Below are 14,246 nucleotides of genomic sequence, written 5' to 3' on the forward strand. Positions count from 1 at the left end.
TGGCTGGCGCCGGCGGCGGCCAGCAGCGGGAAGGCCAGCAGGATTGCATTCAACTTCATGTTGGATCCTTTGAATGGAATAAGAAAGCCATGCAGGCATGGCTCGGGTACCCCACTGGACGCTAGGACGGCGCCGACCACGGCGACAGCGGGCAAAGCAAGGCCAACCCGTTCAAGAACAGGATCAGCGGTACACAAGAGAATCAGGCGAAAACAGAATTTTTCCGGGTGCCGCAGCAGAGCGTGCTCGCTGACAACGCGTGCATTCTGCTTGGGACAATCACCAGGTTAAATAAAGAAATTACGAAAGCGTGCAGCTTCGCAATTTGATACCGCTACGAATACGCAGGTAGATTCCAAGGACATCTTTCGCGCGCGTGATGCGCATCTCTCACATAGCGTGATGTCCATCAAGCTTTCGCCCGGCGGCGCACGCATCGGCGGATTATCCGCGCCGACACCCTCTGCACGACGACAGTGGCGTCGCCGTGCAGGTCGATCCAACAACATGACCCCAACCGCGATCAGCGCGGGCCGAGCACCAGGCCCATGTCATCGCCCTGCGGCATGCCCGAGCGGCGCTGCACCAGGCCCTTGTCATCCTTGAACAGGATGCCCGGGGTACCCTGGAAGCCCATCTCGATCATCAGCTCCTGGTTGGCGTTGAGCTTGTTGGCCACCTCTGCGGTGAGCTTGGCCACCGGCTTGATCCCGCCCTTGTCGAAGGCATGCTCGTTTTCCAGCAATGCCGCACTCGGGTTGGGCGCGGTCAGGATCGCGGCGGCCTTGGCCGGGCTGTCCTCGCGGATCACCCCCACCATGATGTGGCGCAGCTGCACCTTGCCGCTGTCCACCCACGGCCGCGCCGCTTCCCAGAACTTGTGGCAGTACGGGCAGTTGGCATCGCTGAAGGTGTAGACCACGCGCGGCGCATCGGCGCGCCCATCGCGCACCCAGGCGCTGGCGTCGAGTTTTTTCCATGCCTGGTCGGACATCGGCTTGGCCGCCAGCTTCTCCAGCGCGGCCGCCCCCACCTCCTGGCCCGTCTCATCGAACAGGCTACCCACCAGCACATGCTTGCCGTCCGCGGTGACATAGGCCGCGGCAGTCTGCTGACCGCCGACCACGCCGGCAAAGCCGCGCAGACCACCGGGCGCGTCGAACTCACTGATCACCTCGAAGCCATGCTTCTCGATGCCCTTGAGCACTGCCGGGCGGCCGCCCTGCTTGGCTGCGGTCGTGGCCGGCGCCTTGGGCGACTGCGCCTGGCTGCAACCGGCCAGCCCCATCAAAAGTGCTGCGGTAAGCAGCGAGCCCAGCACGGGCGGAGATTTCAACGACATGGCAACTCCTGGTAGCAAAAGAATGGAACGCGGCGCCCTCAGCGCAGCGTGTCGAGCCTGGCCTGCAGCCCGGCCGCACTGAGTTCCCCCATGTGCAGGCCCTGCAGGCGGCCGCCCGAATCGAAGAACAGGGTAGTCGGATAGGCGTGGACCTGCAGCCGTTCAGAGGTCATGCTGTCGGCATCCAGCAGCACGTTGTTCAGCGACAGGCGCTGACTGCCCAGGAACTGCTGCACGTCTTCAACGCTTTCGCCCTGGTTGACGAACACGAAATGCACGCCGGGTTCGCGCTGCTGGGCGGCGGCGAACAACGGCATCTCGCGCCGGCACGGCCCGCACCAACTCGCCCACAGGTTGATCACCACCGGCCTGCCGCCGCCATCGGCCAGCGCCACCGGTTGTCCCTGCAGCGTGCGCAGGGTCAGTTCGGGTAGTGCAACGCGCGACTGCTGCAGGTACGCCACGCCAAACGACAGGACCGCCCAGACCACGACGCCGGCCATGCTGCCGGCCCATACCGGTCGCCGCAGCGCCGGCCAGCGGCGCAGCCGCCACAGCGCCCAGGCCGCACCGACCAGCAACGCCAGCAGCGGCAGAAAACCGCCATCGCCCATCCGCAGCAACGCCCATGGGTCAGCCAGGTAGTGGCGCCAATGCAGCAGCACAAAGCCCAGGCGGCCACCGAGCAGGCCCAGCAACAGCATGTCCAGCAGCAACGCGCCGGCGGTCGGCTGGCCCGGTTGCGGCGGCGGCCGCAGCCAGCGCGCAACGCCGATGGCCACCAACCAGCCTGCCAATACCCATGCCACGGTCAACGGTAGCGGGCCGATACTGCTCATCATGCATGCATCTCCATCTCCAGCGCCGCAGCGCCTGTATCCATATCAACCCTGCAGGCATGGTCCCAGCCCATCGCGCGCGGGGCAAGCGGCAACCGCACATACAACAACGGCGGGCCGCGCGTGCGGCCCGCCGTTGCAGGCGTGCATGGAACCGGTTACCGCAGCATCACCTATGCCGGCGGATGCATCACCGCACCGGCCTCGCGCGGCACCGGCTTGCGGGTACGTTCACCGCGACGCTGCGCCAGGATCTGCCGCCGATAGCGCGCCGGTGTCACCCCGACGATGCGCAGGAACAAGCGACGGAAAGCGCTCTGGTCCGAATAGCCCACCGTCCACGACACTTCATCGACCATCCCACCGGCCTGCAGCAGCAACTGCGCCTTGGCGATGCGCAGCCGCTGGCAATAGGCGATCGGGCACAGCCCGGTGGCCTTGAGGAAGCGCCGCTGCAGGGTGCGTGGCTCCAGCCCGGACGATTCGCAGATGTCCTGCAGGGTGGTGCCACGGGCGGCGATACTGTGCAGCCAGCGCTGTGCCTTGAGGATGCAGCGGTCGCCATGGGCGAAGTTGGGGCTGAAGCGCTCCAGGTCGTCCTGCACCGCACGCGGAATCACCAGCTGCAGCTGCTGGATGGTTTCGGTCATCACCTGCTGGCCGTAGATCCGGGTGAGCAGGCGCAGGCTGAGGTATTTCCAGGCCTCCGGGCCGGATGCGCTGAGGACATCGCCGTCGTCGACCAGCGCGCGCTCGCCCTGCGACCAGCACGGCACCGTGGAGGCCAGCGCTGGGCAGCGCGACAGGTCGGGCAAGCTCACCGTGCGTCCGGCCAGCACACCGCTGGCGGCCATCACCAGCCCACCTTCGTCGCAGCCGGCCAGCACGCTGCCGTCGTCATGGCTGTCGCGCAGCCAGGCCAGCACGCGCTCGTCCGGCGGCGCCAGCGGCCAGCTGGGCTCGTTGCCCGGCACCACCACGATCGCCGGCGACGCGTCGCCGAACAATTCGGCACCGGCCACCCGCTGCACCCCGCGACTGCCCAAGGTCCAACGCGTGACCAGCATCCGCGCGCCCGAACACTTGCCGGCGGCCGCAGTGCGGTTGCAGCGCTGGGCCAGCTCGGAGAGCACCGGCGCCGCGCCGCGCAGGCTGCCCGGATATTCGAGCACGGCCACTTCCATCAGGGTCGGCGAGGTCAGCCTGGGCCGAATTGAAACAGAGGTAATGAGTGCATCCATGGGGAAGTCCTAAGGCAGCGCAGCGTCTGCAAACGGCGAAACCCAAGCACCGCAAGGGATATTCGCGAACTGCAACGAGCCTACGGACGCCGCGCGGCGGCGGCTATGAAACTAGTTGTATCTTTCGGTCCGGCTGCGACAAGCGGCAGCCCGGCCCCGGCAGCTGCTGCGGCAGCAAACCCGCCCCCGCGCCGGCAGCGGCCGGCAGCGGCCGGCAGCGGCGGTTGCGGTGCTGGCAAGTCCTCCACCACCGAGGTGGTCGCGCACAAGTTGGGGCTGGATGCGGTGCACGGTGAAATGCGTCCGGATGGGCCAAACCCGGGCTTTGCCTTCCTCTACAACGGGCTGGGCATTCCGGTCGCCGCAGGCGTGCCGTATCGGCTGGGCATCACGCGGTCGCCGATGCCGGCGGCGATGAGCCTGCGTTCGGTGTCGATGATCGGCAATGCACTGCGGCTGCGCCATCAACGTTTGCCCGAGGTATGACAACGGTGAAATACCTGCAGTTTTCGCTTGCCAAGCGCAAATACCATCGCTATGATTCCGCTCCTCACGACGTGGGGCCATAGCTCAGCTGGGAGAGCGCCTGCATGGCATGCAGGAGGTCGGCGGTTCGATCCCGCCTGGCTCCACCAATCCGATCATTAGGCCGATCAGATTGCAGTGACAAAATTGGAAGTTTCGTGCGTCCCCATCGTCTAGAGGCCTAGGACATCACCCTTTCACGGTGGCGACCGGGGTTCGAATCCCCGTGGGGACGCCAGTTTCAAACACAAAGCCCTGACTTCGGTCGGGGCTTTGTGTTTGGTTGTTCTCTCAGGCGCGTGGCAAGGAAACAAAGAACGGAAGATTTCAGCGCGATGTCACACAAAAGACTTGGCGAAACCTTCACGGCCACGTAGAATTCCGCCTCCAGCATCGTGGGGCCATAGCTCAGCTGGGAGAGCGCCTGCATGGCATGCAGGAGGTCGGCGGTTCGATCCCGCCTGGCTCCACCACTCCGGACCTTAGGCCGTTCGGATTGCTGACAACATTGATGAGTTCATGCGTCCCCATCGTCTAGAGGCCTAGGACATCACCCTTTCACGGTGGCGACCGGGGTTCGAATCCCCGTGGGGACGCCACTCACCAACGACATCGGACCCGGTTCGCCGGGTCGATTGTCACCGCTCACTGCCATTTCGTTTGCTCTTCCACAAACGTGAACAGACAGATATACTGGGCGACTTGCGGTAACAACGTGGGGCCATAGCTCAGCTGGGAGAGCGCCTGCATGGCATGCAGGAGGTCGGCGGTTCGATCCCGCCTGGCTCCACCACTTCTGCGGACACAGGCCGTCCGATAGAAGACAAATCCGGTTCAACGCGTCCCCATCGTCTAGAGGCCTAGGACATCACCCTTTCACGGTGGCGACCGGGGTTCGAATCCCCGTGGGGACGCCAGCTACAAACAAAGACCCCCGGCAACGCCGGGGGTTTTTGTTTGTATGCCCCGGTAGGCGCCGACCGTTGGTCGGTGCTGCGGACAGGAATACGGGCGAATGACACCGGACCATTGCCCGGATGAAGCGCCCGGATGAAGAAAAATCTTCCCATCCCGCATGAACACCGCTATGATAGGCGGCTCGCAGCATCAACGTGGGGCCATAGCTCAGCTGGGAGAGCGCCTGCATGGCATGCAGGAGGTCGGCGGTTCGATCCCGCCTGGCTCCACCACTTCTCCGGACACAGGCCGTCCGACAGAAGACAAATCCGGTTCAACGCGTCCCCATCGTCTAGAGGCCTAGGACATCACCCTTTCACGGTGGCGACCGGGGTTCGAATCCCCGTGGGGACGCCAGCTACAAACAAAAGCCCCCGGCACTGCCGGGGGTTTTTGTTTGTATGCCCCGGCAGGCACCGACCGTTGGTCGGCACTTGCGCCTGACCATCGGCGATCAGGCTGACATAGGCGCCCTGCGCGTGGCTTTGCAGCCAGGCGTCGAGCAGGCCCATCACTGCCTTGCCCAAGCCCTGCCCCTGGCATTCGGGCAGCACCGCACAATACCCGGCAACATCGGGCGGAACGGAACGGTACTGCAGGCCGGCAGGCATCGACATCGGAGTTCCTTCAATCGGTGCTGGCCAGCATGCCGCAGGACATTCCCGAAACGTCACCTGTACCTGCTCAGTTGTAGGTCAGGTCCACCGACACCACCGCACTGACCCCGCCCTGCACGATCGCCTCGGCAGCATTGACGTGACGGTAGGAAACCCCCAACGGCAGTACCGCCCTGCCGGCACTGACATTCACATTGCGGGTATTGCCGGTGCCGTCGGCCCGGATCGCCTGGTCGGTACCACCGACCCGCGAGAACAGGGCCACGCCCACGCCCCTGGCGGTACCGGTATTGGCGAAGTAAGCACCGTCTCCGCTGTACGGGGTTCCGTTGAAGGCGAACGTGGCCACGCTGGCATCGGCGTTGCAGTCGGCGGTCAGCTCGAACTCGGTCCTGCCAACGCTGGCCTGGCCAACGAAGTCCTGCGGCTTGGCCGGCGCCAGCCGGATCGGCCGGTCCACATCGCCCACCGCCAGATTGCAGGTCGGGCTCGTCACGTTCAAGGTCCATGGCGAAAGCCACATCGTATTGCGGTTGGCCGGGATGTCGTCCAGCATCTCGAGCCGGATAAAGGCGACCCGGCGCTGGGAAATCGTGCTCCTGCCGCTGGGGATGGTGCCGGCGGTCCGGACCAGCCGCACCCTGGCCCGGGAACCGACGTTGGCAACGCCCGGCAGTTCGGCCATCGGCTGGCTGTAGGCACCGGTCACCGCGCGCAGTGGATAGTTGGGGTCGCTGATGTCGAAGATCAGCCCGACCCCGGCAACACCCGAAGCGAAGACGCCGTAGGCGCCATAGGTCCCGACCTTGGTCAATGCCGGGCTCATGAATTCATTGACCCGGTCGCCATCACAGAAGAAAACGGTGGCGAAATCGACGGACGGCAGCGACTCCCTGGTCGGAATCAGGCTGCCGACCGGCACCGCGTTCGGACCGGTCAGGGTCAGCGTTCTACTGGCGATATACACATCTGATTGCTTCCGGGTACAGGCGGCCAGCGCGGTGCCTGGCACGGCCACGGCGATCGCCAGCAATGACATGACCAGCAGTCGATTGGATTTCATGGGTGAGGCTCCTGGACATGACAGGTCGGCGTACGACGCGTCGGTGCTCGATTGGCGGCAGCGCGCGCTGGCGGGATCGGCGCCAAGCTTGCGGCAACCGCAGTGGAGGGGGACTTCACGGGCCCCGGCCCGGTTCGGCCGCGTCCGCCGCGGCCTGGGTCATCAGGGACGGGGCCGCGATCGGCAGGCACTGCGCCTGCAGGCTGGTCGGCCGGCCGTTGCCAGGCGCCGCCGGCAAGGCATAGGCGATGCGGCACTGCTGCCCGACCGCGCCGCCCCAGCTCACCGTCAGCACGCCCTGCGGGGCGATCCCGCGCAACCATAGGCGGCTGGCCTGGCCGACCACGCCGACCGGGTTGCCCTGTTCGTCGAGCACATCGGCGCCGAACGGCAGCGGGCTGCCGTCGGGCTGGCTGGCATCGATCAGCGCGGACTGGCCGCCACTGCGGGTGGCGAACTCCATCAGCACCACCGCACCGGCACGCGGCGCGCTGTGGGCCAGGGTGGTATTCAGCTCTACTTCCATCGGCAGGCCCTTGGGATCCAGACTGATATCGTTCATGCGGTACGGGGTGAGGTACGGCACCACCGCATAACCGCGACGGTCCACTTTCAGGCTGCGGCTGCCGCCGACCATCGCGCCGACCGCGTTGTCGGCATGCACGATGCCGACCGTGTCGCCCATATCCTGGGCCAGGGTCACCCCGCCGGCATGGGCGACCAGCCCGCCGCGCGCGCCCAGCCCCAGCTGGCGGTAACCATCGCCGTGGCTGTAGCTGGCATCGAACATGGCCGTCGGCGCGCTGTAGCCGGCGTTGGCATTGAGCATGACGCCCTGGCTGCCGGTGTAGCGGTCCAGCGCAACGCCATAGTTGAATTGTTCGGTCGGGCTTGCGTTGAGCATCAGTCCAGCCTGCGCCGCCGGGCCGTCGGTGTAGCGCGCACTCAGGGTCGGGGCGCGCGGTGCGCTGCCCAGCGGCAGGCTGACGCTCAGGTTGTACTGGGTATCGGTGCGGTCGGTGCTGCCACTGCCGGCACCGACCAGCTGGCTGATCCGGCTGCGCTGGGCCGACAGGGTATAGCTGAGCGCGCGCCAGCGCCCGCTGTAACCGGCGGTGAAGCTGAGCTGGCGCTGGTTGCGGTTCCAGAAACTGGTGCTGTTGCCGGTCACCCACAAGCGTCCGCCGCTGCCGCGCAGCTCCTGGCTGACGTTCAACTCCAGGCGGCTGCGCTGGCGCGCTACGGCCTGGAAGTCATCGTCGTCGCGCAGCGACTGACGCAGATTCTGCGCATCGAGCAGGTCGAGGTAGCCATCGGTGGAATAGCGGTAGGCGGCCAGCGAAAAATTGGTGCCGCTGTTGGGCAGTATCTTGCTGTAGCTCAGCCGCACCGACTGCCCGGTGAGCTCGCGGCCGGCCTCGGCGGTCGCCACCGGCAGCGCGGTGCGCGAATGGGTCAGGTCGCCGGCGAACGCGCCCCATCGGGTATTCACCGCCGCGCCCAGCTGCAGCGCCGCATATCCCGTCGAGGCCAGCCCACCGCCATAACCGGTCAGCACGTTGCTGAAACCCTGCTGCCAAGTCGCCTCGAACAACGACGGCGCCTCGCCGCCGCGCAGGCCGCGCAGGCGTCCGGCCGACAGGCTGAAGCGATGGGAGCCCGGGCGCAGCAGTTGCGGTACGGCGGCGAACGGGACGCTGAAACGCTGCACGCGGCCGTCGGCTTCGGTCACCACCACATCCAGATCGCTACCGAAACCGGTGGGGTAAAGATCGTCGATGATGAAGGGTCCCGGCGCCACGGTCACCTCCTGCATCAGGTAGCCGCGCTGGTAGATGGCCACCCTGGCATTGGTGGCGGCGGTACCGCGGACGGTCGGTGCGTAGCCGCGCTGCGAATCGGGCAGCATGCGCTCGTCGCTGTACAGGCGCGCGCCGGTAAAACCGACACTGTTGAACAGGGTGCCGGCGGTCGTGGTCTGGCCCAGCACCAGCTGCGCGCGCAACCCGCTCAGGTCGCGCTGGGCATGGCTGGAGAGCGCTTGGTAGCCTGCCTGGCGGTGGTCGCCCCAGCGATAGTTGCCGTCGTGATGCAGCTGCCAGCGGCCCAGGTTCAAATCGGTACGCAGCCCGAGGTAGCCACTGCTGGTGCTGCGCCCCCCGCTCTGACCATGGAACACATTGACATCATAGCCAAGCCTTGCCGAGGCCACCCCAGCATCCCACTGCGAAGGATCCACCCAGCCACGCGCCTGGCGGCGGCTGTAGGCCTGCGGCAGGCTGACCTGCACCGCCATTTCGCTGCTGTCGAAGTGCAGCGTGGCCTCCGGGATGTAACCGGCCAGCGCGGCGCAGAACTCGCCCTGCGGCAGCGCCGGGAATTCGGCATCATCGCTGGCCACGGCCGCGTCCAGCGCGGCGGTGGCCACGCCCCAGCCATCCAGCAGGCCGCGACTCAGGCACGGCTGCACGCTGCCATCGTCGATTTCGACAAAGCGCAGCGACTGCCGTCCCATCCAGATGCCGTTGACCAGCACGTCCACGCGGTATTCGCCGGGCAACACTCCGGCCCCGCGTTCGAAGCGGGATACGTCCACGGCGGTTCCGCGGCCGCTGAAGAAGGCGCTGTCGAACTCCACATCGGCGCTGGCCGACATCTCCATGCCGCCGCCAGCGCCGGCATCCGGCGCGGCGCAAGCCACCGCACTGAACCCACCCAGCGCCAGCGCCAAGGTGCGGTACAGCAGGGTGCGCGACGGCAACCGGCGCATGCGCCGGGCACAGGGGTAGCTGGAATGCGTCATGAGAAAGACCACGCTCGAAAGACAGGCAAAGCGCTGCCGGGGCGCGCTGCGTGCAGCGCGCCGGGCATCACCATGACCAGGGAAAAAGACGCCCGCTGCCGCAGGCGGCGGCGATCAGGGAGTCAACGGATGCTGGATCGGGTCGAACCCGCCGAAGTCGTTGATCGCCTTGCCGACCACCTCGGCTGTGCCGGGGGCCGTCTGCAGGCCTTTCAGCGCGAACAGCTGTGCGGAAAACGGAGCGACCATACCGCCACGGACGTCGTCGGGCTGGCCAAAGACAGCGTCACCGACCTTGACCCCCAACGACTGGAAACTGACATGGTAGGGGGTCGGATTGTCCGCCTTCAGCGCCATGCCGGTGCCCTCGGGATTACGCACCAGCGACCAGCGCAGCGCCTGTTCGGCAGCGAACGGCTCGCCCTGCAGCCCCTCGGGACGATAGAACACCTTGATCCGCGAACGCAGCGCGACCTGCAGCGAATTGCTGCGGTCGCCAGCCGGCTTCGACGGAATTTCATAGACGTTGAGCCAGTACAGGGATTCGCGATCCTGCGTCATCGGCTCGCCGCTGTGGATCATGCGCAGCACCTGGCCGGCCTTGGGCTGCATGCGCGCCATCGGCGGGGTCAGGTTGAACGGCACCTTGATGGTCTCCGGGGCCGCCCTGGGGTCGCCGTTGTCCATCCAGGCCTGTACCAGCACCGGCGCCGCGCCCTGGTTGTCCAGCTTGACCGTGACTTCCGACTCGCCGGCCGGGTAGATGACACGCGTGGCTTCGATGATCACGCCGGCCTGTGCCGGCACCGCCCACGACAGTGAGGACAACACCCACAGGCTCAGTGCGATGGCATGGATGGAACGCATGGCATTCTCCAGAAAAGTGGTGGCACCCGGCGAGCCCGGGCAGGCCGCGCGGTCGCGCGGCCTGCCCGGCCCTGCCTGCCGCCCGCTTGCGCCGGGGCACGACAGGGGCCGCGCAGGGTCAGCCACGGGTGGCTCAGTTGTAGTCGATCGAATAGTCGAAGAAGGTGCTGACCATCCCCTGCTCGGCCGCCTGGCCGACCGCTTCGTAACGGGCGAAGTAGCTCATGCGCGCGGTATTGGTGGTCGGGTCGATGGTCACACTCTGCGAGTTGCTGCTGTCGGCCAGCGCGACCTTGCTGCCGTCGGCATTCAGGATCGAAACCTGGACGTACTTGGCCGGGTTGTTGGTTGCCTGGTTGTCCAGGTTGCTGGTGGCCAGGTCGACCGGCGAGGTCGCCGACTCGAAATGCATCTTGGCGGTGCCGGCGCAGGTGCTGCCGCTCAGGTCGAAGTGGAATTCCTTCTCGCCGGCGGTCTTGCCTGCCGCATTCAGCGCGGTGGTCGACACGGTCGGCAGGGTCACGGTCTGGTTCGGGCTGCCGGTGCCGCCGGCGTTGATGTCGCAGGTGGTGGCGGTGATTTCGCCGTTGATGGTGACCTTGCCGTCGGCGGCCATGGCCGGGGCAACGGCGGCGGCGGCCAGGGCAGCGGTCAGCGCGGTGGCGATGGTGGAGAGCTTCATGGAGTTCAGTTCCTTGCTAAGTGGGTGAGAGGGCATCACCTCGCCACCGGCGATATGCCGGGCTGCGCATCCAGGACCCGTCCAGCGGTTGGCTTGATGTCGGCGAGGTGGCGGACGATACGGACAGCTCCCGCGACCTGGACATAGAGAAAGTTTCAATTGAATCCGTTCAGCCAATGCCCGGGACGGCGAAAACCGCTGAAACCCATATGTGACGGCAATCTCACTATCTCTGCGAATTCAAGCGACTTATCGAAAGTCAACTGAGATTCAAGCTTGTGTAGTGTTTTTCACGCATCCCGCGTCGCTGCGCATCGACGCCCGCGTTGAGCGCGCAGCGTCTGGGCGGTTGAACCAAGCAGCCTGTGTTCGGCAGGAACCGGGGTTTGCTGTCAGAATAATAGGCGCTACAAATTCAAATAAGATCTTTGTTAGACATGGGCTATTCATATGGCCGCTATCGAAGAGGATGCCGTCCAGCCGGGCCTTCTGAGCCAAATCGATTGATGCGCTTTCTGCCCCGCCGCAACGGACACTTCCCGGGTTCAGGCCGCCACATGGCCTGTGCGCTGATCGTCCGTCACTGCGGAGCAGCGTTCGTCATCCGCGCCAGGAAGCGCACATCACACCGTGGGAAGCGCGGTCGAGCCTGTTCCGGTCCTGCCGGGCCCCTCTTCCCGCCATGAGAATCCAATTACCGTGAACCATCCATTCAGCAAGTCCCTCACTGTGATGTTGCTCGACGATCATGAAGTAGTCCGCCTGGGGTTGGCCGCCCTGCTTTCGGCGCAATCGGACATCACCGTCACCGGCAGCTGCGCCACCAGCGCCGCACTGCTGGCGGCGATGGCCGTCGAGGCGCCGGACATCGTCCTGATCGATCTGCAGCTGCATGGCGACACCACCAGCGGCCTGGAACTGATCCCGCTGCTGATCCGCCGCTTTCCCGGCTGCCGGGTGCTGGTATTGTCGGCCAATGACTCACCGGTGACCGCGGCCACCGCGCTGCAGGCTGGCAGCGCCGGCTATGCCAACAAGAGCGAAGACATCCCCGAACTGATCCGGGCGATCCGGGCGGTCGCCAGAGGCCGCACCTACCTGCCGCCCAGCATGGCCGAAGAGGTCGCCAAGCTGACCAGCCTGTCGGCCAATGCGCCGGAGCAGTCGCCCGAGCAGTCGGTGATGGTTGCCGCGCGGCTGTCCCCGCGCGAACTGGAAGTTCTGCTGGCGCTGCTGGAAGGGCTGTCGGTCAATGACGTGGCCGCCCGCTATGGGCGCAGTGCGACCACCATCAGCACACAGAAGAAGAATGCCTTCAAAAAGCTCGGGATCCGCAGCAACGGCGACCTGTTCCGGATCCGCCACATGCTGATGCCGACGAACTGAGCGTTGCCGTGCATGCTGGCCGGACCGTCGCGTGGCGCTCAGGCCGGCATGCGCGCGCGGTGGCCGGCGGGCTCAGCCCAGAACCGAATCGCGGGCCAGCGCACGCGCCAATGCGGCGTTCAATTCGGCGGTCAGGTACGGCTTGCTCAACAGCACGCCCGAACCGAATGCCGCGGGCAGATGCTCCGGCGCCATGCCGGTGGCCAGCACGAACGGTATCCCGCGCGCAGCCAGCGCAGCGGCAACCGGCTCGCTGGTTTCATGGTTGGCCAGGCGATAATCCAGCAACGCCACCTGCGGCTGGGTTTCGCCCAGCAGGCGCAGCGATTCGGATACCGACGCGGCCAGGCCGACAACGACAGCGCCGGACTGCACCAGTTGCATCTGCAGCAGGGCCGCGCTCATCTCGTCGTTTTCGACCACCAGCACCCGCAGATCCCGCAACACGTCCATCCCCGGCTCCCTGTATGGTTCAGCACGGTGATTATAGCGTTCCGGCCGGGTGAGGAAATCTGCACGGATGAAGCGTTCAGGTCTGCACAGATCGCGCCAACTTGTATACACTACGCGGCCAGCCAGCCGAAGTGGCGGAATCGGTAGACGCAGCGGACTCAAAATCCGCCGCCCTTAAAAGCGTGTGGGTTCGAGTCCCACCTTCGGCACCATGGAACCAAGGCGCCCTGCATCGGCAACGATGCAGGGCGTTTTTTCGTTTCCGCCATCGTCCTGCTACTTCCTGGAAGTGCATCACATTTTCCAGGGTTAACGCGGACGATGCCTTCACATTGCGGCCCCTAGCCTTGTTCTACCACAGGCGATCGATCGCCCCGCGTGGCCCTGCGGTGTAAAGCATCCCCACCCACAGCACGTCTTCCCGCTCCAACGACTGGATCTGCCATGACTGCATTGGCTTGGCTGGCCTTGGCTTGTTATGCGTTGGCGTTTGCGGTGGTCGCCGTGTTCGGGGCGGCCTACCTCAGGCGATCCGACTTCATGCCCTACCACCGCGTCGCCGTGGGCCGTGACTGGGAGGGCATCGACCCGCCCGTCCAACTGCTGTTGATGGCCCTGATCCGGGTGACCGGAGCGGCCTGGCTGGCCCTGGCCGGTGCCGGCGTCCTGCTGCTGTACCTGTTGTTCTCCTCCAGCCTGCAGTTCCCCCACCTGCTTGCGTTCCAGGCGTTCTGCCTGGCCGCGATGGTGCCGCCCGTCGCGGTGGCTTGGCACGTCCGCAAGCGGACCGGCGCACCCACGCCGGTGGTGGCCGGCGCCGTGGTCGTGGCGCTGGGCCTGGCCGGTTTCGCATTCGCTGTTGTTTCCATCCTGCATGCGCAGTAGCAACGGCAGTAGAAGCGTTGCCCCCACCCTCCGGCTACGGGAACAAGACCATGGTCCGCGACGCGATATTCTGGAAAGTTGTCAGTGGCGAACTTCCCACCTCGCCTGCAGCCACCCTGCTGGGCTGGAAATTCCTCGACTATGACGAGGCCGCACGAAGAATCCATGTCGCCTTCGATGCAAACCACGCCCTGACCAACCCGGTGGGCAACATCCAGGGCGGCCTGCTCTCGGCCATGCTCGACGATTGCATGGGTCCGGCGATCTACGCCGGGCTTCCCCCGGACCGCATCGCGGTCACCATCGAGTCCAAGACCAGCTTCGTCAACGCCGCCGTTCCGGGGCGGATCCTGGGCTGCGGCCAGATCGAACACAGCAAGGGCAGCATCGCCTTCACTTCCGGCTGGCTGAGCGACGAATCGGGCAAGGTGCTGGCCCGGGCCACGGCCACCTTCCGCATGGGCAACCTGCGTTGGAAGGGCTTGGCCATTCCACGCGGACTGGCCCGGCACATGGTCGCTCGCCGACTGCGCGCCGCTCGCCCGGCCTAGCCGGGCATCGCGCGCCGACCCGACCAACCGGGGCT

General features: G+C 65.9%; 12 protein-coding genes, 9 tRNA genes and 1 pseudogene. 13 read left to right on the forward strand and 9 right to left on the reverse strand.

Going from position 1 to position 14,246, the window contains the following annotated elements; translation table 11 throughout:
• Nucleotides 1–523 precede the first annotated feature (523 nt).
• The 3 genes from dsbG to IC535_RS12970 all read right to left on the reverse strand — a co-directional run bounded on the left by dsbG (nt 524) and on the right by IC535_RS12970 (nt 3,422).
• Entirely contained in the window at nt 524–1,342 is an 819-nt protein-coding gene (gene dsbG / locus IC535_RS12960) for a thiol:disulfide interchange protein DsbG (RefSeq protein WP_228887733.1), read from the reverse strand.
• Nucleotides 1,343–1,380: 38 nt separating this feature from the next.
• The gene (locus tag IC535_RS12965; protein WP_228887732.1) at nt 1,381–2,184 is read right to left on the reverse strand and encodes a TlpA family protein disulfide reductase; all 804 of its coding nucleotides are present in this window, start codon (nt 2,182–2,184) and stop codon (nt 1,381–1,383) included.
• Between the two features lie 170 nt (nt 2,185–2,354).
• A complete protein-coding gene (locus tag IC535_RS12970) occupies nt 2,355–3,422 on the reverse strand; it encodes a GlxA family transcriptional regulator (RefSeq protein ID WP_228887731.1) in 1,068 nt (355 codons plus the stop codon).
• A 255-nt stretch (nt 3,423–3,677) separates the two neighbouring features.
• Here IC535_RS12970 and IC535_RS12975 point away from each other — a divergent pair, with 255 nt between their 5' ends.
• From IC535_RS12975 to IC535_RS13015, 9 genes are all read left to right on the forward strand, one after another.
• A complete protein-coding gene (locus tag IC535_RS12975; protein ID WP_228958692.1) occupies nt 3,678–3,908 on the forward strand; it encodes a hypothetical protein in 231 nt (76 codons plus the stop codon).
• A 73-nt stretch (nt 3,909–3,981) separates the two neighbouring features.
• Nucleotides 3,982–4,057: transfer RNA gene (locus tag IC535_RS12980), tRNA-Ala, on the forward strand.
• A 52-nt stretch (nt 4,058–4,109) separates the two neighbouring features.
• A tRNA-Glu gene (locus IC535_RS12985) sits at nt 4,110–4,185 on the forward strand.
• Nucleotides 4,186–4,344: 159 nt separating this feature from the next.
• Nucleotides 4,345–4,420: transfer RNA gene (locus IC535_RS12990), tRNA-Ala, on the forward strand.
• Nucleotides 4,421–4,470: 50 nt separating this feature from the next.
• Nucleotides 4,471–4,546: transfer RNA gene (locus IC535_RS12995), tRNA-Glu, on the forward strand.
• A gap of 118 nt (nt 4,547–4,664) precedes the next feature.
• A tRNA-Ala gene (locus IC535_RS13000) sits at nt 4,665–4,740 on the forward strand.
• Nucleotides 4,741–4,788: 48 nt separating this feature from the next.
• Nucleotides 4,789–4,864 (forward strand) — tRNA-Glu (locus IC535_RS13005).
• Between the two features lie 197 nt (nt 4,865–5,061).
• Nucleotides 5,062–5,137 (forward strand) — tRNA-Ala (locus IC535_RS13010).
• A gap of 48 nt (nt 5,138–5,185) precedes the next feature.
• Nucleotides 5,186–5,261, forward strand: a tRNA-Glu gene (locus IC535_RS13015).
• 80 nt (nt 5,262–5,341) lie between these two features.
• Here the strand turns inward: IC535_RS13015 and IC535_RS18890 are convergent.
• The 5 genes and pseudogenes from IC535_RS18890 to IC535_RS13035 all read right to left on the reverse strand — a co-directional run.
• A pseudogene (locus IC535_RS18890) lies at nt 5,342–5,578 on the reverse strand (GNAT family N-acetyltransferase); the annotation flags it as partial.
• 10 nt (nt 5,579–5,588) lie between these two features.
• Complete coding sequence (locus tag IC535_RS13020) at nt 5,589–6,584, reverse strand: fimbrial protein (RefSeq protein WP_228886518.1); 996 nt, start codon at nt 6,582–6,584, stop codon at nt 5,589–5,591.
• A 115-nt stretch (nt 6,585–6,699) separates the two neighbouring features.
• Nucleotides 6,700–9,387 (reverse strand): fimbria/pilus outer membrane usher protein, encoded by a 2,688-nt coding sequence (locus tag IC535_RS13025; RefSeq protein WP_228886517.1) that lies wholly within the window; start codon nt 9,385–9,387, stop codon nt 6,700–6,702.
• 114 nt (nt 9,388–9,501) lie between these two features.
• Nucleotides 9,502–10,254 (reverse strand): fimbria/pilus periplasmic chaperone, encoded by a 753-nt coding sequence (locus IC535_RS13030; RefSeq protein ID WP_228886516.1) that lies wholly within the window; start codon nt 10,252–10,254, stop codon nt 9,502–9,504.
• 133 nt (nt 10,255–10,387) lie between these two features.
• Entirely contained in the window at nt 10,388–10,936 is a 549-nt protein-coding gene (locus IC535_RS13035; RefSeq protein WP_267473003.1) for a fimbrial protein, read from the reverse strand.
• A 699-nt stretch (nt 10,937–11,635) separates the two neighbouring features.
• Between IC535_RS13035 and IC535_RS13045 the strand changes: the two genes are divergently transcribed.
• A complete protein-coding gene (locus IC535_RS13045; RefSeq protein ID WP_228886515.1) occupies nt 11,636–12,322 on the forward strand; it encodes a response regulator in 687 nt (228 codons plus the stop codon).
• A 72-nt stretch (nt 12,323–12,394) separates the two neighbouring features.
• On the opposite strand, the gene IC535_RS13050 is transcribed toward IC535_RS13045, so the two are convergent.
• Entirely contained in the window at nt 12,395–12,775 is a 381-nt protein-coding gene (locus IC535_RS13050) for a response regulator (protein WP_228886514.1), read from the reverse strand.
• 125 nt (nt 12,776–12,900) lie between these two features.
• On the opposite strand from IC535_RS13050, the gene IC535_RS13055 reads away from it, so the two are divergent.
• The 3 genes from IC535_RS13055 to IC535_RS13065 all read left to right on the forward strand — a co-directional run bounded on the left by IC535_RS13055 (nt 12,901) and on the right by IC535_RS13065 (nt 14,211).
• Nucleotides 12,901–12,987: transfer RNA gene (locus IC535_RS13055), tRNA-Leu, on the forward strand.
• Between the two features lie 232 nt (nt 12,988–13,219).
• Complete coding sequence (locus IC535_RS13060; RefSeq protein ID WP_228886513.1) at nt 13,220–13,660, forward strand: hypothetical protein; 441 nt, start codon at nt 13,220–13,222, stop codon at nt 13,658–13,660.
• A 50-nt stretch (nt 13,661–13,710) separates the two neighbouring features.
• On the forward strand, nt 13,711–14,211 hold the full coding sequence (locus IC535_RS13065; protein ID WP_228886512.1) for a PaaI family thioesterase: 501 nt from the start codon (nt 13,711–13,713) through the stop codon (nt 14,209–14,211).
• Nucleotides 14,212–14,246: the final 35 nt, after the last annotated feature.

The sequence above is a fragment of the Stenotrophomonas rhizophila genome, assembly GCF_020857975.1.
GTDB lineage: Bacteria > Pseudomonadota > Gammaproteobacteria > Xanthomonadales > Xanthomonadaceae > Stenotrophomonas > Stenotrophomonas rhizophila_C.